At 45.7% G+C, this 18,891-nt stretch carries 24 protein-coding genes; 12 read left to right on the top strand and 12 right to left on the bottom strand.

Going from position 1 to position 18,891, the window contains the following annotated elements:
- A partial coding sequence (locus ICE89_RS00005) for an IS3 family transposase (RefSeq protein WP_216264981.1) occupies positions 1-96 on the top strand: 96 nt, incomplete at its 5' end.
- Positions 97-144: 48 nt separating this feature from the next.
- Here ICE89_RS00005 and ICE89_RS00010 read toward each other — a convergent pair.
- Positions 145-1,032 carry a fumarylacetoacetate hydrolase family protein gene (locus tag ICE89_RS00010; protein WP_216264211.1) on the bottom strand — a complete coding sequence of 296 codons (888 nt, stop codon included), beginning with the start codon at positions 1,030-1,032 and terminating at the stop codon, positions 145-147.
- 113 nt (positions 1,033-1,145) lie between these two features.
- Here ICE89_RS00010 and ICE89_RS00015 point away from each other — a divergent pair, with 113 nt between their 5' ends.
- The 3 genes from ICE89_RS00015 to ICE89_RS00025 are packed head-to-tail and all read left to right on the top strand — an operon-like array spanning position 1,146 to position 3,748.
- Entirely contained in the window at positions 1,146-2,132 is a 987-nt protein-coding gene (locus ICE89_RS00015; RefSeq protein ID WP_216264212.1) for a tripartite tricarboxylate transporter substrate binding protein, read from the top strand.
- A complete protein-coding gene (locus ICE89_RS00020; RefSeq protein WP_216264213.1) occupies positions 2,132-2,929 on the top strand; it encodes a class II aldolase/adducin family protein in 798 nt (265 codons plus the stop codon). The genes ICE89_RS00015 and ICE89_RS00020 overlap by 1 nt, the downstream gene beginning before the upstream one ends.
- A 21-nt stretch (positions 2,930-2,950) precedes the next feature.
- Positions 2,951-3,748, top strand: a complete 798-nt coding sequence (locus tag ICE89_RS00025; RefSeq protein WP_216264214.1) for a transporter — start codon at positions 2,951-2,953, stop codon at positions 3,746-3,748.
- Positions 3,749-3,760: 12 nt separating this feature from the next.
- Here ICE89_RS00025 and ICE89_RS00030 read toward each other — a convergent pair whose 3' ends face one another.
- The 5 genes from ICE89_RS00030 to ICE89_RS00050 form a co-directional block, all read right to left on the bottom strand.
- Entirely contained in the window at positions 3,761-4,192 is a 432-nt protein-coding gene (locus ICE89_RS00030; protein WP_215359755.1) for a DUF6152 family protein, read from the bottom strand.
- 33 nt (positions 4,193-4,225) lie between these two features.
- On the bottom strand, positions 4,226-5,053 hold the full coding sequence (locus ICE89_RS00035; RefSeq protein WP_216264215.1) for a hypothetical protein: 828 nt from the start codon (positions 5,051-5,053) through the stop codon (positions 4,226-4,228).
- Positions 5,054-5,069: 16 nt separating this feature from the next.
- Entirely contained in the window at positions 5,070-5,576 is a 507-nt protein-coding gene (locus ICE89_RS00040; protein ID WP_216264216.1) for a DUF6644 family protein, read from the bottom strand.
- Positions 5,577-5,608: 32 nt separating this feature from the next.
- Positions 5,609-6,094 carry a DUF6644 family protein gene (locus tag ICE89_RS00045; RefSeq protein ID WP_216264217.1) on the bottom strand — a complete coding sequence of 162 codons (486 nt, stop codon included), beginning with the start codon at positions 6,092-6,094 and terminating at the stop codon, positions 5,609-5,611.
- 261 nt (positions 6,095-6,355) lie between these two features.
- Complete coding sequence (locus ICE89_RS00050; protein WP_216264218.1) at positions 6,356-7,357, bottom strand: tripartite tricarboxylate transporter substrate binding protein; 1,002 nt, start codon at positions 7,355-7,357, stop codon at positions 6,356-6,358.
- A 106-nt stretch (positions 7,358-7,463) separates the two neighbouring features.
- On the opposite strand from ICE89_RS00050, the gene ICE89_RS00055 reads away from it, so the two are divergent.
- From ICE89_RS00055 to ICE89_RS00065, 3 genes are read left to right on the top strand one after another with little or no spacing between them, the layout of a single operon-like run.
- Positions 7,464-7,745, top strand: a complete 282-nt coding sequence (locus tag ICE89_RS00055) for a SemiSWEET transporter (RefSeq protein ID WP_216264219.1) — start codon at positions 7,464-7,466, stop codon at positions 7,743-7,745.
- 35 nt (positions 7,746-7,780) lie between these two features.
- Positions 7,781-8,473, top strand: coding sequence for a fumarylacetoacetate hydrolase family protein (locus tag ICE89_RS00060; RefSeq protein ID WP_216264220.1), 693 nt, complete (start codon positions 7,781-7,783; stop codon positions 8,471-8,473).
- A gap of 21 nt (positions 8,474-8,494) precedes the next feature.
- Positions 8,495-9,544: an alpha/beta fold hydrolase gene (locus ICE89_RS00065; protein WP_216264221.1), complete on the top strand. Its 1,050-nt coding sequence runs from the start codon at positions 8,495-8,497 to the stop codon at positions 9,542-9,544.
- 20 nt (positions 9,545-9,564) lie between these two features.
- On the opposite strand, the gene ICE89_RS00070 is transcribed toward ICE89_RS00065, so the two are convergent.
- The gene (locus tag ICE89_RS00070; RefSeq protein WP_216264222.1) at positions 9,565-10,344 is read right to left on the bottom strand and encodes an enoyl-CoA hydratase/isomerase family protein; all 780 of its coding nucleotides are present in this window, start codon (positions 10,342-10,344) and stop codon (positions 9,565-9,567) included.
- 87 nt (positions 10,345-10,431) lie between these two features.
- Between ICE89_RS00070 and ICE89_RS00075 the strand changes: the two genes are divergently transcribed.
- The 5 genes from ICE89_RS00075 to ICE89_RS00095 all read left to right on the top strand — a co-directional run bounded on the left by ICE89_RS00075 (position 10,432) and on the right by ICE89_RS00095 (position 13,290).
- Entirely contained in the window at positions 10,432-10,590 is a 159-nt protein-coding gene (locus tag ICE89_RS00075; protein WP_216264223.1) for a DUF5993 family protein, read from the top strand.
- A gap of 6 nt (positions 10,591-10,596) precedes the next feature.
- Complete coding sequence (locus ICE89_RS00080; protein WP_216264224.1) at positions 10,597-11,160, top strand: disulfide bond formation protein B; 564 nt, start codon at positions 10,597-10,599, stop codon at positions 11,158-11,160.
- Positions 11,161-11,196: 36 nt separating this feature from the next.
- Positions 11,197-12,198, top strand: coding sequence for a tripartite tricarboxylate transporter substrate binding protein (locus ICE89_RS00085; protein WP_216264225.1), 1,002 nt, complete (start codon positions 11,197-11,199; stop codon positions 12,196-12,198).
- A gap of 137 nt (positions 12,199-12,335) precedes the next feature.
- The gene (locus tag ICE89_RS00090; RefSeq protein ID WP_216264226.1) at positions 12,336-12,788 is read left to right on the top strand and encodes a hypothetical protein; all 453 of its coding nucleotides are present in this window, start codon (positions 12,336-12,338) and stop codon (positions 12,786-12,788) included.
- A 40-nt stretch (positions 12,789-12,828) separates the two neighbouring features.
- Positions 12,829-13,290, top strand: a complete 462-nt coding sequence (locus ICE89_RS00095) for a glycine zipper family protein (RefSeq protein ID WP_216264227.1) — start codon at positions 12,829-12,831, stop codon at positions 13,288-13,290.
- 18 nt (positions 13,291-13,308) lie between these two features.
- Here ICE89_RS00095 and ICE89_RS00100 read toward each other — a convergent pair whose 3' ends face one another.
- From ICE89_RS00100 to trxA, 5 genes are all read right to left on the bottom strand, one after another.
- Entirely contained in the window at positions 13,309-14,700 is a 1,392-nt protein-coding gene (locus ICE89_RS00100; protein ID WP_216264228.1) for an MATE family efflux transporter, read from the bottom strand.
- Positions 14,701-14,703: 3 nt separating this feature from the next.
- Entirely contained in the window at positions 14,704-16,422 is a 1,719-nt protein-coding gene (locus tag ICE89_RS00105) for a glycosyltransferase family 39 protein (RefSeq protein ID WP_216264229.1), read from the bottom strand.
- A gap of 89 nt (positions 16,423-16,511) precedes the next feature.
- Positions 16,512-16,859: a type B 50S ribosomal protein L31 gene (locus tag ICE89_RS00110; RefSeq protein WP_072582141.1), complete on the bottom strand. Its 348-nt coding sequence runs from the start codon at positions 16,857-16,859 to the stop codon at positions 16,512-16,514.
- Between the two features lie 156 nt (positions 16,860-17,015).
- On the bottom strand, positions 17,016-18,278 hold the full coding sequence (gene rho / locus ICE89_RS00115; RefSeq protein ID WP_011903147.1) for a transcription termination factor Rho: 1,263 nt from the start codon (positions 18,276-18,278) through the stop codon (positions 17,016-17,018).
- Positions 18,279-18,512: 234 nt separating this feature from the next.
- Positions 18,513-18,839, bottom strand: a complete 327-nt coding sequence (trxA, locus tag ICE89_RS00120) for a thioredoxin TrxA (RefSeq protein WP_062309025.1) — start codon at positions 18,837-18,839, stop codon at positions 18,513-18,515.
- Positions 18,840-18,891: the final 52 nt, after the last annotated feature.

Below are 18,891 nucleotides of genomic sequence, written 5' to 3' on the forward strand. Positions count from 1 at the left end.
GAATATATCCACTACTACAACCATGACCGAATCAAAGAAAAGCTAAAGGGATTAAGTCCGGTTGATTACCGAACTCAATCCCTCGTGCTAACCTAACTAAACTGTCCAACTACTGGGGGTCAGTTCACTAGGGTGGCTTTTCTTCTATTGAGCAATAAAAGTGTTTTCTAACTTGCCAATGCCACCCATCTCTACAACGACTACATCGCCATTGACTAAATACTTGGGGGGCTTAAAGCCAATACCAACACCAACTGGAGTTCCGGTGGCAATTAAATCTCCTGGGTAGAGGGTTATGCCTGCAGAGACCGTGGCGATCATATTGGGGATATCAAAAATTAGATCTTTGGTATTGGAGTTTTGACGTAGTTCACCATTGACCCAGCACTTGACGGGGATGTTTTCGGCATCGACCTCATCTGCCGTAACAACCCAAGGACCCATAGGACAGAAGGTATCAAAACTTTTTCCTAAAAACCATTGCTTATGTCTTTGCTGCCAGTCGCGCGCAGTCACATCATTGATAGCGGTATAACCCCAGACGTGCTTCATTGCATCTGCTTCGCTAATACCTTTGCCGCCTTTGCCAATCACAATCGTGAGTTCCGCTTCGTAATCGATGCAGGTGGATACAGTAGTGGGGATGATGACGTTAGTATTGGGTCCGGTTACAGACTCGGGTGGCTTCGTGAAAAAGATTGCGTGGCTTGGAATATCTTCACCAGGTTTAGCGCTGCCATCAAAGCCGCTATTGGAAAATTCTTTAGCGTGCTCATGATAATTTTTACCGACGCAGAAAATATTGCGACGTGGTCTAGGTACTGGAGCAAGTAGACGGATGTCGCTAAACGCATGCGTGGAAATAGGTTTTGGGAGCTTGCCCGCGAGGTCAGATTTAAGAATGGCAACAATGCCATCTTCACTAACGTCCACACCTAAATCGAGCTCTTGAACTGTCCTGCCATCAGCAGACACAATTCCAACGCGAGTTTTGGTAGGCTCTTTGGCTAAAACAAATGCGGCATATCTCATGATTACTGTCTCCGGCTGGGGTTTTGTCTACGTTAACCCCTGTTTATTGTGATGAATCTTGTAGTAGGATAAAGAGCATAAATAATAACTAATTTACGTATTTGAGACAAAAAATGAGACAAAAATATTCATTTGCTACTGCCTTAGTCTTTTTATGCGCTTGCTTGGCCTCTCAGGGCGCTTTTGCGCAGGCGTCAGAACCCTGGCCTACAAAGCCCATCACTATGGTTGTGCCATTCCCGCCGGGTGGGGTTGCTGATACTGTCGGTAGACCGGTGGCAGAGGCACTTTCTCGTAGTCTGGGTCAGCCAGTGATTGTGGAAAATAAAGCTGGGGCTGGCGGAGGCATTGGCATGGCAGCAGTAGCCAGAGCAAAGCCTGACGGCTATACGATTTTGATGGCCCTATCGTCCATTTCAATTATTCCTGAAGCAGATAAAGTGGTGGGAAGAGAGCAATCCTTTCAGCTGAATCAACTTAAGCCGATCGCACGCTTTACTGCGGACCCAACAGTGTTGGTAGTGAGGGCGGATAGCCCATGGAAAGATTACAAATCTTTTGTGGCTGCAATGCGAGCTAATCCCGGTAAATACAATTTTGGATCGTCGGGTAATTACGGCACGATGCATGTGCCAATGGAGATGCTCAAGTCTTCAGAGAAGTTCTACATGGTTCATATTCCTTATACAGGTGCAGGGCCAGCGATTGTGGGTTTATTGGGCGGCCAAGTAGATGCTATTGCTACTGGACCTTCTTCAATCGTTCAGCAAATTAAGGCGGGCAAAGTGCGTGCATTAGCTCATTGGGGTGATGGCAGGTTAGCCAGCATGCCTGAAGTGCCTAGTTTTAAAGAAATGGGCGTCAAGGTTGAGTTCTCTCAGTGGGCTGGTTTATTTGTGCCCAGCGCAACCCCTGACTACATCACCAATAAGCTCCGTGAGGCTGCTAAACAAGCGGCGAATGATGAGCGGGTACGTACTGTGATCAATGGAGCTGGAAGTCCAATTCAATATATGGATGCGCCTGAATTTAAGGTCTACTGGGATAAGGAATCCGCTCAGATGGGTGAGGTTGTTAGAAAGATTGGCAAGGTTGAATAATGAAAAAACAATTACTTTCCCCTTTGTTGATACTGCTTTTTGCCCAAGCACATGCCGCAACCGTTCAGGAGCAGATGGATCAAAATCCAGCCGTGAAAACAGCGATTGAAGAGCTGGTTCTTGCGAATCATATTTTGTATGACCAAAATGCGGTAGATGGTTATGGGCATATAAGTGTTCGTAACCCAACCAATCCCAATACCTTCTTTCTGGCAAGAAGTGTTGCGCCATCTGTCGTCAAAGTTGAAGACATCATGGAATTCGATATGAATGGCAAAGCTTTAAATGGCGATACACGAGTGGCTTATGGTGAGCGATTTATTCATAGCGGCATTTTGAAAAATCGCCCAGATATTAATTCAGTTATTCATGGACATGCTGCACCCATTCTGCCTTATGGGTTAACAGGCACCACGCTCAAGCCCGTCTATCACATGAGTGCATTCTTGGGTGAGGGCGCACCTGTTTTCGAAATCCGAAATTTTGCTAAGCCCAATCCCGATACGGATATGTTTGTTAGTAATGGAGAGCTGGGCGATGCTTTATCCAAAACCATGGGTTTGCAATATTTTGTTTTGATGCGCGGTCATGGATATGCTGCAGGAGCAGACTCTATTAAGAAAGCAGTCTTTAGAACGGTGTACGCAATTCAGAATGCGAGCATTCAGTCTGAAGCAATGAAGATGGGTCAAGTGCAATACCTTAGTCCCGGTGAGGCTCTCACTGCACAGGAAACGATTGAGAAAACCATTGGGCGTCCATGGCAACTTTGGAGTGAGAGCGTCAAAAAACCCTAATTCTTGTTAAACTCACGCATCATGCAGATGCAAGCCCACCCCTTCAAGACAGCACTTATCCAGGGGCTGCTATTAACTGTATTAACCCTCTCGCCATCTATCAGTATGGCGGTCCTGCAGGATGAAATTCAGGTTTACGATGATGAAATTAATGCCAAGGGTGAAGCAAGTCTAGAAGTACATTTAAATAGCACTCCACGAGGCATACAAACTCCCTCCTATCCAGGAGAGGTAATGAACAATAATGGTGTACGTGTGACCCCAGAGTTTGCATATGGGCTAGGCCATGATTTAGAAGCTGGCTTATATATCTCTTATGTGAACTACGACAACAAGTTTCAATATGCAGCAACCAAAGTACGTATGAAATGGTTGCCAATACGCGAAGATAAAGGCGATTCTTTCTTTGCGGGCGCCAATCTAGAATTATCTAACGTACAACCGCAGTTTGATGAGTCTAGATATAACAGTGAAATGCGTTTCATTATTGGCAAGCATTTTGATGAGTGGCTTTTCTCATTTAATCCAATTGTAGATATGCCGCTCTCGCAACCTTACGTACATCAGTCACCTTATTTTTCCACTGCAACCCGCTTGTCTAGGGAGTTGACTCCCGAGTTAGCGCTGGGAGTGGAGTACTACTCCAACCTGAATCAACTTGGTCAGCCCATTAACTACCAAAATACCCAGCAATTGGGATTCTTAATGATGTACTACGAAGGCAAACCACTTTCTTTTCAGGCTGGCGTGGGTAAAGGCTTCTCTAACAGCACGGATTCGTTAACGCTTAAAGCGATTTTTTCCATTCCATTAAATTAAATTTAAAACAAACTATTTCTGTTCGCGTTCTTCTAGGTTAGGGCTCTCTTGAGCGCGAATATCAGCAGTGTAGAACTTTCCGGTATCAGTTAGCGTTACTTTCTTAAGATATCCACCCTTATTACCGTTGCGTAATGGCCAAAATTCCACTGATACTTTATCTCCTGCTTTTACAGCGTTTCTAGTCCAGCCGCCTGCACGAGTCAGATTTCCCGGACTTGAAACTTCGAGTATCCAAAGCGCAGGTGCATCGCCATCCTTGAGTGTGCCAGTTACAAAAATGCCAACGTGAGGGTTGGTCCACTGAACTTCTTTGACTACCCCAGTAATAGTAAATACTTTATCTCTATCAAACATGGTGGTGGCATGGTGCGCAAACGCTAGGGCTGACACTGATAATGCAATAGCGAATGAGGCTACTCTTGTAAATGTGGTGAGTTTCAAAATACTATCTCCTTGGGGTGACCTAGATATAAATTATTGGGGTGGAATGCGATTCCCGCCCACATCGTATTGAACGGGAACGTAAATATCATTACCGCGATTATCTTTTCCTGGAGCAAAAGAGCCCTCTAAACACACTCCTTCGATAATATCGAATTTACGAGCGCGTTGACGGAAATAAATACGGGTTGTTTTCCAGGGCTTGGTCAGCACATTGGGGGCAATGATTTCAATATCGTCATGCAATTCATCTTTACCCGCTAAATGAATTCGTTCGATGATGTGCATATCACCATTATTGGGAACGCCGGCAGCTTCGCTGATAGCAATATAGGCCTGAGGCACTACACCTACCGTATCTACAACGAGAGTATCGCCCTCCCACTTGCCAATAGAGTGACCATGAAAGGTCGGGTCTGGATCTTCTGGATGAGGGCGACCATCGGTATAGATACGTCGCAAACGATTACCATCAGACTCTCCAAGTAAAGTCACTCTGCCTGGCGTAAAAAGGATTTCCATTGCGTTATGGGTAACCAACATCCACGCAGGCATGGCTTCAGGCAGGCAATTCACGAAGAGTGGGGGAGGTCTCCCGGCCTTTTCCTCAGCCAGTTGAAATTGAATGAGTTCGTTGGCAGCGGGGGTCCAAGGTGGCATATTGGTTTTGGCCTGTTTATCTTGATCCGAAATTTTGGGATTCCACACGCCACTCCAATCAGGCAGCTTAGCAAGGTTGACCCAGTCCTTAGACGTAGGTGGGGGGTTGATGATAGGCTTGGTTGATTGGGCCGCTGTATTTTGTGCAAGGCCTATTCCTAAACCCGCAGCCATTAATAGGCAGATTAGTTTTCTTTTCATATCCCCTCTTTTTTATTCATGATGTTGCTGATACTAATTCGAGCGTAAAGCCAATCCAACGACCGCAAAAAATAATACTTATCCAAAGCGTTAGTGAAATGGCTCCGGCAATGCGAGCCGCTATTGGCAATTGTTGGTAGTGATTCCAGCTATCGAGATTTTTGCCGATTATAAATTGAAAGCACATCATATTGATGCCTGCCAAGCCAAGTAGAATAATTTTAGAGATGAAGTAAAAATTTTGACTGTAACTTAGCGCATTTGAGGTGAAAAGAATCGCGCCTGTAATAGCGGCAGCTAAAAAAGCCATCCAGGTAATCGGCAGAAGCTCTTTGCTGATATTACTAATTGCTCGATTTAACGCGCGTACCCCAATCAAGCGCAGATCTACCAATGCAATTGAGCCGATGACCAATGTGACTGCTAGAACATGGATGGCTTCAATCCAGGGAAATAATAATTCATTTTCGCGAATCGTTTGCGCTAGGGGATTGCTATAAATGAAAATCAGAATGTCGTTCATATCTTTTGTAATTAATTATTATGAATTTTTGATTAGGCGTAGGCAATCCAGCGGCCAGCAGCAACAATGCCAACCCACAAAGCTAGCGACAAAATTGCCAGCAAACGGTTTGTAGTATTTACTGGAGTGAAAGAGTTATTGCTATGCCATTTTTTCTGAAAAAGTAGGGTGATGAAGATCACCGCAAGCAACATCAGCATTTTTAGTTGAAAGGCTGGGTTGGTTAAAGATCTTGCGGGCTCTCCTACGATCATGATGCAGCCGGTAATCAGTAGTACTGGAAGTGCAAGCCAGATTAAAGACTGATATCGATTAATTACAGCTGCAATTGGTTCGCTTTGCCCGTGAATGCCTAAGATTCTGAGATTGATCAGAAGGACGCCTACGAGAATGGACGCTATAGCTAGAATATGGATGCTCTGCAAAAAGGGCACTACCCAGAAATTATTTTGTATTGCTGCATTGAGAGGAGTGCTCTCCAGGTAATAGCAGAATTGGAGTAATGCAGAATTTTGCATAGTTTTAGTAATAACTGAGTTTGGTGAGAAGAGTTTATATGATTTAAATCATTAAAAAATCGAGCTTAGCAAGTTATGGCGATTCAAGTTCTTTTTGGTGGATGCTTGAGAATTTTTGCTGCAGTTGCAGCATTTTTATAGCCTCCCAAAACGAATTAGATCATCGCAAGAAAAGAGTCTTAAATGATTAAATGAGGTAAGGTCATTAAGAAATAAGGGGTCTCAAAGAAACCCCTTATCGCATTTGAGAGTGTTAAGCGTTCAATCTGCTTTTACGTTTGCATCTTTAATGACTTTGCTCCACATAGTCATTTCCCGTGTAATGCGCTTGCTGGAATCTGCTGGGGAAAGATAGTTCACATACACACCTGCTGCCAGCATGCGTTCTTGCACTTCGGGGCGCTGCAAAATAACCTTGATATCTGCGCTGAGTTTATCGATGATTGGCTTAGGAGTTCCTGCAGGAGCCAAAATACCAAACATACTTACAACATCAAAGTTAGGCAGACCTGTAGCTTCGGTGACGGTAGGTACATCCGGCAACTGACTAATGCGTTTAGCGGTTGTCACGGCTAGAGGTCTTAATTGACCTGCTTGAATAAATTGTAGGGCTGCTGGAACTGTTTCAGACATCGTGAGTACTTGACCGCCCACTAGATCAGTCATTGCAGGGCCGCTGCCTTTGTAAGGCACATGCAATAAATCTAAACCAAGTTGATAGCGAAACATTTCCATTGCAAGGCGTTGTGGTGCACCAGCTCCAGATGAGGCGAAAGTAAGTTTGCCCGGGTTCGCTTTTGCGTAAGCAATGAACTCTTTCATATTCTTTACCGGGACTGAAGGGTTCACTACAAATACCAGAGGCACTACTCCTACCACGTCCACTGGTGTGAAATCTTTCTCAAGGTTGTATCGAATTCTATCTTTATCAAGATTTGCGTTGATAGAGTGCGAGGTCAGGGCGCCCATTAACAGCGTATAGCCGTCAGCAGGAGACTTTGCAACCATATCCGCACCAATATTGCCGCTATCGCCTGCGCGATTATCGGGAACCACTTGCTGGTTTAGTGATTTAGAGAGTTCTTGTGCCATGATGCGTCCAATCACATCAGTAGCACCACCTGGTGGGTATGGAATCACCAGCTTAATAGGCTTGTCAGGGTAATTTTTAATTGCAGAGCTATTAGTTTGGGCTAGCAGTGGGGCGGTGATCAGGCTGCCGCAAACTAGTAGGCCTAAGCCTCGAATTAGATGTTGTCTCATTTTGTATTTTTAATGGTGGGTTGAGTTACGATTTTCTATTATCTACAGATTAAAAATTCATGCGCTGCGTCAATGAACTGCAAATTTCTCTTATTACAATGAAGAAATGAACCTAGAGCCTCACCAAATAGAGATTATTGGATATTGCGCTGCATTCTTGACTACCATTGCCTTTTTGCCTCAGGCGATACAGTCTTGGCGCACTCGAGACCTATCGGGCATCTCCTTAGGCATGTATTCCTTGTTTACTGTGGGGGTGGGTTTGTGGCTGGTTTACGGCCTCATTATTGAAAAGTGGCCCCTCATCTTAGCCAATGCACTCACTTTTGCCTTGGCACTTAGCATCCTATTATTGAAATTGCGTCATACTTCTAAACATCAGAAATAAAGCACCCATTCATCAAAATTCTTCGAAAGGTTTTTATGTCTTCAGTATTTGTGATTGATCCACCTCCAGTGATTTCATTGCCCGTGACTGGCGATACTCGTCGCTTTGCCGTGAATCGCATTTACTGCGTTGGTAGAAATTACGCCGATCATGCGCGTGAGATGGGTCATGATCCTGATCGTGAGCCGCCATTCTTCTTTATGAAGCCCGCCAATTCGATTGTGACTGATGGAAAAGATATGGCATACCCAAGTTTATCGAAGGATGTTCATCACGAAATTGAGATGGTGGTTGCTATTGGTAAAGGCGGTGCCAATATTGCTGCAGATAAAGCCCTAGAGCATGTCTATGGTTACGGGGTTGGTCTGGACATGACTCGGCGCGATCTTCAAGGCGAGGCTAAGAAGATGGGGCGTCCTTGGGATACCGGCAAAGCATTTGATCAATCGGCTCCTTGCGGCGAGATTACGCCAGCTACTCAGTGTGGTCATCCTGCCAAAGGCGCCGTTAAGCTCTTAGTGAATGGTGAAGTGCGTCAAGAGGGCGATCTCAATCAGTTGATTTGGAACGTTCCTGACACGATTGCTTATTTATCTACCTTATTTACCCTGAAGCCAGGCGATTTGATTTTCTCTGGTACGCCAGCAGGCGTTGGTCCAGTTAAAAAAGGGGATGTACTTGAGGGTAGTGTTGCCGGCTTACCAAGCTTAAAAACAAAAATTCTCTAAATGAAAAAGAGAGTCGGTTTGATGGCAAGTTTTCTCAAGAAAATATTGCTGGTTGCTGCAACAATAAGCGCGCCTATTTTTTTGGTTTCATGCGCCAGTACCGAGAAAGCTTCTTCAACTACGTCTCCTGGTCTTTATGCTGATGCGGCACCTTTAGATTTAAGAATCAGTCAATGGCCTTATCCGTATCCTCTGAAAGAATTTAAGACATCTTTGCAAGGGCAGCCTGCGAGCATGATGTATATGGATGTTGCTGCCTTAGGTAAGCAAAAGGGTGTAGTGGTCTTATTTCATGGCAAGAACTTCTCCAGCGATTACTGGGCGCCCACAATTGCTGGGATATCTAAGGCTGGCTATCGTGTGATTGCACCTGATCAGATTGGCTTTGGAAAGTCTTCTAAGCCGGAGGTGGCTTATCACTTTGACGATCTAGCTGCCAATACACAAGCCTTGCTGAAGTCCCTCAATATCAATCAGGTTTCAGTCATTGCCAACTCAATGGGCGGCATGGTAGGTATTCGTTTCTCACGTCTATATCCGCAGACTGTTCAAAAGTTGGTATTAGAAAATCCGCTAGGACTTGAGGACTACAGCAAGGATATACCTCCGCAGCAGAATGATGAATTGCTCAAACTAGAGATGGCTCAAACTGAAGCGAGTTATCGCCGCTTTCTGCAGAGTTATTTTCCGAACTGGCAACCCAATTATGAAGATTTTGTAGAAGTCTATGTTCGCGTGCAAAAAAGTCCGGACTATTTAGCCTATGCAAAGACTTCGGTTCTGACTTACCAAATGATTGCAGAAAAACCAGTAGTCAATGATCTGCCCCAATTGAAGATGCCAGTGTTATTAGTGATTGGTCAAAAAGATCGTACAGTATTTGGTCGACGTTTTGCGCCGCCAGAGGCTGTGAAGTCTTTGGGTAACTTTTCGGAGCTAGGTAAAAAAGCACAAGCAGCTATTCCTAATGCAAAACTAGTGCCTATTGAAAACGTGGGTCATGTGCCTCATGTCGAGGTGCCGGATCAGTTTGTGAAAGCTGTAGTGGGGTTTTTGAACTCCAAGCCTTAAGACTAAGGCTGCAGGGATAGCTACCTGCCAATCCACTGGGGTTGATGCCCTTCTAAGAAGGCGTTCACACCCTCCCTAAAGTCTTGGCTGTTATAGGTTTCCCGCATGAGATTAGTACAGTCAGGAAGATTGCTTTGAAGTAAGTGTGCCAATGTTAGCTTGCTAGCTTTTTGCGTGATGGGAGCAAGGGCCGCTAATTTTTGAGCGAGCACATTAGTAGCTGATTCGATTTCTGTAGACTCTGCCGTTTGATAGAGGTAGCCCGATGCCAATAATTTTGGTGCCTTAATGAGTTCCGCAGTCAGAAGCATCTTCTTCACTGTTGGAGTTCCTAGGTGAGCCGCAAGCCAAGACAAATTACTTGGCGATAAACAATTTCCTAAAGTCTTGGCTACTGGTATACCGAAACGCGCATCCGGCGTCGAGATTCGAAAGTCACAGAAAGTTGCCATTAGTAGACCACTCCCTACGGCTAAACCTTCAATCATGGCAATCGTTGGCATTGGTAGTTGTTGAAGGGAGGCAAAGATATGATCGACAGCCACTTCATAAGCTTCATCTTTTTTGAGGTCAACAAACTGCTGAATATCACTTCCAGAAACAAATGCTTTATCTCCTGCGCCTCGAAATATGGCCACTCGAATTTTAGGATCCTTAGCTAAGGAGTCGCAGATCCTTTTGAGTTCCTCATACATTGGCCAGGTGAGCGCATTACGCGCAGCGGGATTATTAAACGTAACCCGTGCCATATTCCCGTCAACCGTTAAGTCTAGGCAGGGAGGGGAGGGGTTAGTAGTCATGCGCCCATTCTAAACAAAAGACCTTTCCCCGGGCCCAGAATTTATAGAATTACCCCCACCCGAAGTTTCCTGCGATAGAATTCCCTTATGTATATGTTTCTACCTTTTCTGACGGCTTTTATCGGACTTGTTTTAGTCTGGTTTCAGAAGCGTCTTGCAGGTTTGACAGTTTTGGCGATTACCGTTGCCATTCTTTTGGTCTGGTTCCGTTTTCATGCGACTGACCATCTCAACATCAGTCTGTAATTGATTGTGAGCAAATATTCTCTACCTTCCCTAGCTGCACTTGGTAATCAGCTTGCATTGCTGGCTGTAGTTGGCATGCTGTCTTATGCTTTTGTAGATCAACTTTACTTTGGTGAGCTACCTTGTCCTTTGTGCTTAATGCAGCGCGTTGGATTTGTGATTATTGGCTTTGCTTTGGTGCTGAACATTCGTTCTGGTGCTCATTCATCTCACTATGGATGGGGCTTCATTGGTGGCTTGGTTGGAATGATGGTTTCTCTTCGTCAGGTGTTCTTGCATATTCTGCCGGGTGACAAAGGATTTGGAAAAACATTTTTAGAGTTACATTTCTATACCTGGGCTTATGTTGGATATACCGGATTATTAATGGGTCTAGCAATTCTCTTAATGCTTCCCAATCGTGAAGTCCGCTCCCGTTCATGGTTTGCTAATGCACTTGTTATTGCTTTCATTCTCTTGGTTTTGGGTAATCTCGTATCTACACTCTTGGAATGCGGTATTGGCCCCTGCGCTGACGACCCAGTGAAGTATGAGGGCTGGTTATGGCTTCGCTCTCGCTTTGGTTTCTAATTTAGATCACCTGGTCTAGTCCTACTTTTTTTGTGTATGCAATTCTCTAAAGTTCTTAAGAACTTTCTCCTTGCTTCTGCATTTTTGGCCATTGGCTTTGCTGTTCATGCGCAAAGTGCATCCCAGGAAAATGCTACCTGGCCAAAACAAGCAATTCGCATCATCGTTAGCTTTACGCCGGGCGGTGCTCCAGATATGCTGGCGCGCGTTTTAGCAGAAAGTTGGCAGCAAAATCTAGGCGTGCCAGTGTTGGTCGAAAATCGCCCGGGCTACGGCGGCAATATTGGCGCTGATCTAGTGGCCAAGAGCGATCCAGATGGCTATACCTTATTGATTGGTACGGTAGGCATTCATGCGATTAATGGTGCGTTGTATGAAAAGATTTCATACGATCCCGTAAAAGATTTCACGCCTATTAGTTTTTTAGCAAGCACGCCAAATGTATTGATAGTTAATAAGAAGCTTGGCGTTAACAATCTTCATGAATTAATTGAATTGGCAAAAGTAAAGCCAGGCCAACTGACTTTTGGTTCATCGGGGATTGGAACATCACTGCATATGTCCGGGGAATTATTTAAAGAGATGGCCGGTGTTCAAATTCGGCATATTCCTTATAAGGGGCGGGCTCAATCGCTACCCGATTTAGTGAGTGGCCGTATCTCCATGCTATTTGATAACTTATCATCATCTTTGCCTTTGATTAAAGCTGGTGAAGTCCAGGCCTTAGGTGTAACCACCTTAAAACGCTCGCATGCTGCCCCTGAGATTCCGACATTTGCAGAGCAGGGGCTTCCAGGATTTGAGGCAGTTTCTTGGTTCTCTTTAATGGCGCCAGCAAACTTGCCGCCCCCAATTCAAAAGCGCTTAAATCAGTTGACGCACCGTACTTTAAATAGCCCTGAAGTTAAAGCTCGACTCTTGGCTGGAGGCTTAGAGCCCGCGCCCGGAAGCCCCAAAGAACTCTCCAAGCTGATTACGCAAGAGTCTGTAAAGTGGAGTAAGGTGGTGTTGCAGTCGGGTACAAAATTGGAGCAATAAATGGTCCTAATCGATCTGAATAAATAAGTTATTTTCTTGTCAGCCTGGCCGTATTTGAGGCGTTATTGATAGTAATACTAGAAAAAACTAGAATAGAAATAGAAAGCAGTAAAAGACCAAATATATGGGGGTCGATCATGAAACAAATCAATAAATTCAGCATCTTAGGTGTTGCTTCAGTTGTCTTAGCCACTTTGTTGGCTGCCTCGCCAGTGATTGCCCAAGCTGGCAATGTGGGGTGGAATGTTTCTGTGGGCGGTGGCTACGGCGGTGGTTGGCGTCCAGCGGCCTACGGACCTTATGGTGGTGGCTGGGGTTCAGGATGGCGTGGTAACTGGGCATACGGCGGCGGTTATTACGGCCCCTATGCTGGGTACTATGCACCACCGGTAGCATATGCACCTCCAGTTGTTTATATGGCCCCGCCACAACCAATGGTCTTGGCGGCTCAACCTCAACCTGCTGTTTGGTACTACTGCCCAGCTAGCGGCAAGTATTTTCCATACATACAAGATTGCCCAACTGGCTGGCAAACTCAACCTGCAACCCCACCAACGAGTAGTGCTCAGCCCGAGCAGCTACAGCACTAAACATTTTTAGAATTTCAGAATAGCTAAAGGTTTATTTAATATGAAACGATTTGCACGCGCCGCAGTTTTAACTGCATCTGTTCTTGCGTCATTAACTGCATGTGTATCTGCGCCAACTGGTCCGACTGTTGCCGTAATGCCGCGCCAAGGAAAGCCTTTTGAGGTATTTCAACAAGAGGATCAAGTTTGTCGACAATTTGCTACAAATGCAGTTAAGGATACAGGTGATGCCGCTCTTAAGGAGGGTGTGACTAGTGCTGCTGTAGCAGCTGCCCTTGGTGCTGCTGCTGGTGCCGTCATTGGTGGTGGTAGCCATGCGGGCGTTGGAACTGGTGCAGGCGTAGGATTATTGGGCGGTTCTGCAATTGGCGCCATGAATGCATCCGGAAAACAAAATCAAGCGCAAACTCAATACAACATTGCCTACCAACAATGCATGTACTCCAAGGGTAATCAAGTTCCTAGTTACGCAACGCCTGCGCCAGGTCCAGGCTATCGTTAAGCTCTAGAGGTATTGCTTTTAGGTCTCTACCGGGGGATGCGTCTTCTCATAGCGCTCCGCCGTTCTTCTAAAGAGGTAGAGTAGGAAACACGCAGCTAGGCCAAGACTCAAGCTATTGCCTGCCCAGAAACCATTGGCACCTTGTAAAAATGCTGGCGTGTTACCTAATACATTAAAGCCCATCAAGTAGCCACCACCAAGCCCCACGCCCCAGAGTGAGCCCGCATAAATCACCATAGGTAAAAAAGCAATACGATAGGCTCGCAGAATGAATGCAGCAGTAACTTGTAGCGCATCAAATACTTGATAGAAGGCAATAAATAAGAAGAGCGGAATCGAGAACGCCTTCACCTCTGCTGGCGGATCGTATAAATCCAATAGCTGTATTCTGAAAATCCAAACTGCAATACCAATGGTGATGCAAAGCGTAGTGGTAAAAAATACCGATGACCAACCTATTTCTTCAGCGCGCTCAGGCTTGTTGGCGCCAATAGATTGCGACACCAAGGTCATGGTCGCAATTGAGAGGGATAACGGCACCATGTAGATGACGGTTCCCATATTGGCTACGATTTGATGGCCGGCTAAAGCTGTAGTTCCAAGACGGGCAATAAACAGCGACATAAATGTGAATGAGGTCACTTCAATCAAGTAGCTAAAGCCAATGGGCGCACCAAGCTTTAATAATATCCAGATGCGATGCCAGTCAGGCATGCTAAAGCGGGCAAAGATTTTAAATGGCCTGTAAAAACGATCAAACATCACAAAGCCAAGAGTCATTAACAACCAAGACCAGTTGATAATGACGGTAGCTACAGCGCAGCCTGGGCCGCCCATGCCTTCAATGCCGAAGCCACCATAGATAAACAGTAAGTTCAAAGGAAGTTTTAGTGCCAAGCCAATTATCTGAACTATGGTGATAACAGTAGGGCGTGATACAGCATTATGTAAAGCCATGAGAACCCGCATCCCCATGCTAGCTGGCAAGCCGATTGCCAGAATGTTGAGATACAACCTTGCCTTACCTTCAATAAGGCTATTGACTCGAGATATGGATAGCAAGTGATCTGCATTGAGCAAAATGAAGCAACCAAAAATGGTAAGACCTAAAGCAAGCCAAATTGCTTGCCGTACTTCTTCGCCGATTTCTGAAAAACGTTTAGCACCAAATAGTTGTCCGGCAATTGGTGCAAGAGCAGAGATTACTCCCGTTAGGCCAACATAAATGCTAATGAAGATGGCTGAAGCCATTGCCAGCGCTGCCAAATCATCAGCTGAATACCGTGCAGTCATCGCTGTATCGAGTACACCAAACGCAATCACAGCAAGCTGACCAACCAATAGTGGCCCAGCTAGTTTAAGTAAAGATGGGATGTCCTCGCGAAGACGCGATAGCTTAAAGTGGAGCACGATTTATTCCGAGATAACTTCGTAGAGGCGTAGGCGTTCGTCGCGGTCAGCGGCACGACGATCTTCCCAAAGCAGTGTGAGCTTTTTATTATTCAGTTGCGCGTATGATTTTGCTTCAGATTGGCTATGGGTCAGCATCCATTGGCAATTTGGATCATCTCTCAAGTTAAGTTTGGAGAAGTATTCAAAAGAGGCGAGCTGTGCAGCGCCTAAGTTGCTAGTGTCTATGCAGCCGCTATCAGCGGGAATCACTTGTACCAATCGGGCAGACACATGGCGATAGGTTTTAGCGTAGTTAATAGTTGGTAGCCACAAAGACATTAGCAGTACCCACATCAAAGTAGTCCCTGATGCTGAGATGATGAGGCAGCGCCAGATTTCTTTCGGGGCCCGAGAAGTTCTCCAGCGAACTACTGCAAGCCATACACCCGTAGTAGCAAGAGCCACGATAAAGGCTAAGACATTAAATTGACCAGTAAATCCAGGTAGTAGGCGTGCAATATTGGCGGCCGTAGATTCTGGGTAGCCGGTCACTTTTGCGAGCCAAATAATCCAAATAGCCAGGGCGATCAGCGTAAAGCTAAACATCGCAAACCAATCAATAAAGCTAATGACGCTTCGCTTGAGAACAGGCAGGCTAAATGCGGCAATAATCGAAAGGCTTGGAATCAAAATCATTAAGTCATGTTCATTTGCTTCTAGGCGGAACAAAACATAAATTAAGCTGCCGATGAATAAACTCAAAGGAATGCAAAGATGGGGTGCGCGCCATGCGCCCGATTCTTTAATGCGACCCCAGTGCGCAAGGGAGACGATTGCGAGCGGCCAGACGGGCCACGCGTAAGCCCAGAAGTTCACACTCAAGAAACCCAGTGATTCAATTGATGGAGTAGCGCGCATTTCCGGTACATTGCGCCAGCCTTCTTCAGCGATATGACGCCATTGCGCTGGCAGATCGGCTAGATACCAAATCAGAGGCCAAATCGCAAAACCGATTAAACCTAAAACAGTACTAGTCAGCGTCCAACGAAAGCGCAACTTCGCATTGCTAGCAATGACCGCAATGATGGTGGAGGTAACAATGATTAAGCTGAGTGTGAGATTGCTTGATAGGGCGACGATGGCAATACCAAGGCCAGTCCAGAAACCACCTTGCCAAGGTTTATCTAAGCCGCGCACTGTGCCATATAGCACGATGCTAATACCCATGAGCTGCGCCATCATTGGCGTAGTTTCATGAGCGCGTTGCGCTAGACCTACGCACGCCAAGAAAATGAGTAGCGCGCCATCAGCTAGGGTCATGCCGTAGCTCTTTAAATCGGGCTGACCACCAACTGCTAATGCCATCGGCTGCACTTCACGACGACGACCTAATAAATAGGTGGCATACCAAATTGCTAGTGCAGCAGAGAAGAAACAGATGGCGGCGTATAAGCGTGCAGCATTAGCGGCGCCAATGAATGGACCAAACCACTCAATGAGTGTGGCGCCCATCCAATAAGACAAGGGCGCACCAAGAGAGATATCGCGTCCAGCTAAGTGGGGAACCATCCAGTCTAAGGTGTTACCGCGAAAGAGTGTCCACATACCACCAAACCCAATAGCATCCTCATTCTTCCAGGGGTCCCGAAAGAAGAGGCCAGCGAAACCATAAACTAAGGTCAGCGCAAAAATAATAATGCGCGGAATAGATTTAGTGGCGGCGGCAGTAAGTTTGACCATGTGTGAAGTTCAAAATAAAAAAGGCAGCAAACGCTGCCTTAATTATCTCGCAGAGCAGGTATTTAACATACCCCGCGAATAGAAGTGGTTTAAGCCTTCTTCTTAGCTGGCTTTTCAGCAGCTTTAGCTTCTGCAGCAGCAGCTTTTTTCTCAGCTGTTTTAGCAGCGCCATCACCGGTAGCTTTAGCAACAGCTTTAGTACCGAATTTCTGACGGAATTTCTCAACACGACCAGCGGTATCCATAATTTTCTGGGTGCCAGTGTAGAAAGGGTGTGACTCAGATGAAGTCTCGATCTTGGCCAATGGATATTCATTACCATCTTCCCACTTGATTGTCTCTCTAGTAGACATAGTGGAGCGAGTCTTGAAGCTGAAGTTATTGGAAACGTCTACAAAGACGATTTCGCGATATTCGGGGTGAATGCCAGGTTTCATGTTGAGTCCTATGAGCGGGGAGCCGTTTGAGCCAAATTGGCTGAAATACTTTCCCAGGTTTTAAAAGCGGTAAAGGCAAAATTATGCCATGAAATCAACAACAAAGCGCTGTTTGGGTGTCCAAAAAGGGCTGAAACAGCCCTCTAGACCCCTAAATTACCCTCCGCGACGCATTAAGTCGAAGAATTCACCATTATTTTTGGTCGATTTGAGCTTATCCACGATGAAGTTCATCGCCTCGATATCGTCCATATCGGCCAGCAATTTACGCAATACCCAGATCTTCTGGAGATTCTCAGCTTTAACCAAGAGCTCCTCGCGGCGGGTGCCAGACTTATTGAGGTTAATTGATGGGTAAACACGACGCTCAGCTAAACGACGCTCAAGGTGAACTTCCATATTGCCAGTACCTTTGAACTCTTCATAGATGAGGTCATCCATACGGCTACCAGTTTCAATCAGAGCGGTTGCGATGATGGTTAATGAACCACCTTCTTCAATATTACGGGCGGCGCCAAAGAAACGTTTTGGACGTTGTAATGCATTGGCATCCACACCACCAGAGAGTACTTTGCCTGATGAAGGAACAACAGTGTTGTATGCGCGTGCAAGACGAGTAATCGAATCTAACAAGATGATCACATCTTTGCCCATCTCAACCAAGCGCTTGGCTTTTTCAATCACCATCTCAGCAACTTGAACGTGACGTACTGCTGGCTCATCAAAGGTAGAGGCAACAACTTCACCGCGAACGGAGCGTTGCATCTCAGTTACTTCTTCAGGACGCTCGTCAACGAGTAATACGATCAAAATTGCTTCAGGATTATTGGCGGCAATAGCGTGAGCTATGTGCTGCATCATCACGGTCTTACCGGATTTTGGTGAAGCCACGATCAAGCCACGTTGGCCGTAACCAATCGGGGAGATCATATCGATGATGCGGCCAGTGAGGTTCTCTTCGGCCTTGATATCACGCTCTAAGCTGATCACACGGTTAGGGTGGAGCGGCGTTAAGTTCTCGAACATGATGCGGTTCTTGAGGGCTTCAGGAGCCAAACCGTTGATCTTGTCTACCTTTACTAAAGCAAAGTAACGCTCACCATCTTTAGGCGTACGTACTTCACCTTCAACGCTGTCACCAGTGTGCAAGTTAAAGCGACGAATCTGTGCAGGAGAGATATAAATATCGTCAGGAGAAGCCATGTAAGAGGCTTCAGGAGAGCGCAAGAAACCAAAGCCATCAGGCAATACTTCCAAAGTGCCATCGCCGAAAACGGTTTCGCCAGCCTTCGCACGTTTTTTCAGAATGGCAAACATTAATTCTTGTTTGCGCATCCGTTGTGTATTTTCAATCTCCAAGCTAGCTGCCATTTCAAGCAGAGCGGATACGTGGAGGACTTTGAGTTCAGTTAATTGCATGTGGTTCTCGGGTTTTGATGAATTTGTTTTGGGGTATCGCTGCGCTGATTTAGATCACGCAGATGTGGAAAAACAGAATTTTGGAATTTGCTAAAAGAAGGGGGAGGTAAATTGCTGAAAATCGGAGCACTGATTAGTGCGTTTGAGTAATACTACACCAAAAAATGGGTGTGACAAGCATTTAAAGCGGTAAAAACCACAGGCTCAGCTGGTGAACCTGTGGTCTGAGACTATTTACAGATGACTATCAATAAATGCAGTCAACTGAGATTTGGCCAAAGCGCCTACTTTTTGAGCAGCCACGGTGCCATTTTTGAAGAGAATTAGGGTAGGAATGCCGCGAATATTGAACTGGGCAGGTACGCCTTGGTTCTCATCTACGTTCATTTTTGCGATCTGTATCTTGTCGCCATACTCGCCAGCGAGCTCTTCCAGGATCGGACCAATCATTTTGCAAGGACCGCACCACTCAGCCCAGAAGTCGAGCAGTACAGGTTTATCGGACTTGAGGACGTCTTGTTCGAAAGAGGCGTCAGTTACATATTTAATGCCGGCACTCATGAAAATTCCTTATTTAGACTTATTTAGCGAGTTATTTAATTATGTCGTTACA

The sequence above is a fragment of the Polynucleobacter sp. AP-Kaivos-20-H2 genome, assembly GCF_018882215.1.
Lineage (GTDB): Bacteria > Pseudomonadota > Gammaproteobacteria > Burkholderiales > Burkholderiaceae > Polynucleobacter.

Bases quoted from the DNA above. Each gene is read 5' to 3' on its own strand.
- ICE89_RS00010 (WP_216264211.1), bottom strand. From the start codon at position 1,032: ATGAGATATGCCGCATTTGTTTTAGCCAAAGAGCCTACCAAAACTCGC.
- ICE89_RS00015 (WP_216264212.1), top strand. From the start codon at position 1,146: ATGAGACAAAAATATTCATTTGCTACTGCCTTAGTCTTTTTATGCGCT.
- ICE89_RS00020 (WP_216264213.1), top strand. From the start codon at position 2,132: ATGAAAAAACAATTACTTTCCCCTTTGTTGATACTGCTTTTTGCCCAA.
- ICE89_RS00025 (WP_216264214.1), top strand. From the start codon at position 2,951: ATGCAGATGCAAGCCCACCCCTTCAAGACAGCACTTATCCAGGGGCTG.
- ICE89_RS00035 (WP_216264215.1), bottom strand. From the start codon at position 5,053: ATGAAAAGAAAACTAATCTGCCTATTAATGGCTGCGGGTTTAGGAATA.
- ICE89_RS00040 (WP_216264216.1), bottom strand. From the start codon at position 5,576: ATGAACGACATTCTGATTTTCATTTATAGCAATCCCCTAGCGCAAACG.
- ICE89_RS00045 (WP_216264217.1), bottom strand. From the start codon at position 6,094: ATGCAAAATTCTGCATTACTCCAATTCTGCTATTACCTGGAGAGCACT.
- ICE89_RS00050 (WP_216264218.1), bottom strand. From the start codon at position 7,357: ATGAGACAACATCTAATTCGAGGCTTAGGCCTACTAGTTTGCGGCAGC.
- ICE89_RS00055 (WP_216264219.1), top strand. From the start codon at position 7,464: ATGAACCTAGAGCCTCACCAAATAGAGATTATTGGATATTGCGCTGCA.
- ICE89_RS00060 (WP_216264220.1), top strand. From the start codon at position 7,781: ATGTCTTCAGTATTTGTGATTGATCCACCTCCAGTGATTTCATTGCCC.
- ICE89_RS00065 (WP_216264221.1), top strand. From the start codon at position 8,495: ATGGCAAGTTTTCTCAAGAAAATATTGCTGGTTGCTGCAACAATAAGC.
- ICE89_RS00070 (WP_216264222.1), bottom strand. From the start codon at position 10,344: ATGACTACTAACCCCTCCCCTCCCTGCCTAGACTTAACGGTTGACGGG.
- ICE89_RS00075 (WP_216264223.1), top strand. From the start codon at position 10,432: ATGTATATGTTTCTACCTTTTCTGACGGCTTTTATCGGACTTGTTTTA.
- ICE89_RS00085 (WP_216264225.1), top strand. From the start codon at position 11,197: ATGCAATTCTCTAAAGTTCTTAAGAACTTTCTCCTTGCTTCTGCATTT.
- ICE89_RS00090 (WP_216264226.1), top strand. From the start codon at position 12,336: ATGAAACAAATCAATAAATTCAGCATCTTAGGTGTTGCTTCAGTTGTC.
- ICE89_RS00095 (WP_216264227.1), top strand. From the start codon at position 12,829: ATGAAACGATTTGCACGCGCCGCAGTTTTAACTGCATCTGTTCTTGCG.
- ICE89_RS00105 (WP_216264229.1), bottom strand. From the start codon at position 16,422: ATGGTCAAACTTACTGCCGCCGCCACTAAATCTATTCCGCGCATTATT.
- ICE89_RS00110 (WP_072582141.1), bottom strand. From the start codon at position 16,859: ATGAAACCTGGCATTCACCCCGAATATCGCGAAATCGTCTTTGTAGAC.
- rho (WP_011903147.1), bottom strand. From the start codon at position 18,278: ATGCAATTAACTGAACTCAAAGTCCTCCACGTATCCGCTCTGCTTGAA.
- trxA (WP_062309025.1), bottom strand. From the start codon at position 18,839: ATGAGTGCCGGCATTAAATATGTAACTGACGCCTCTTTCGAACAAGAC.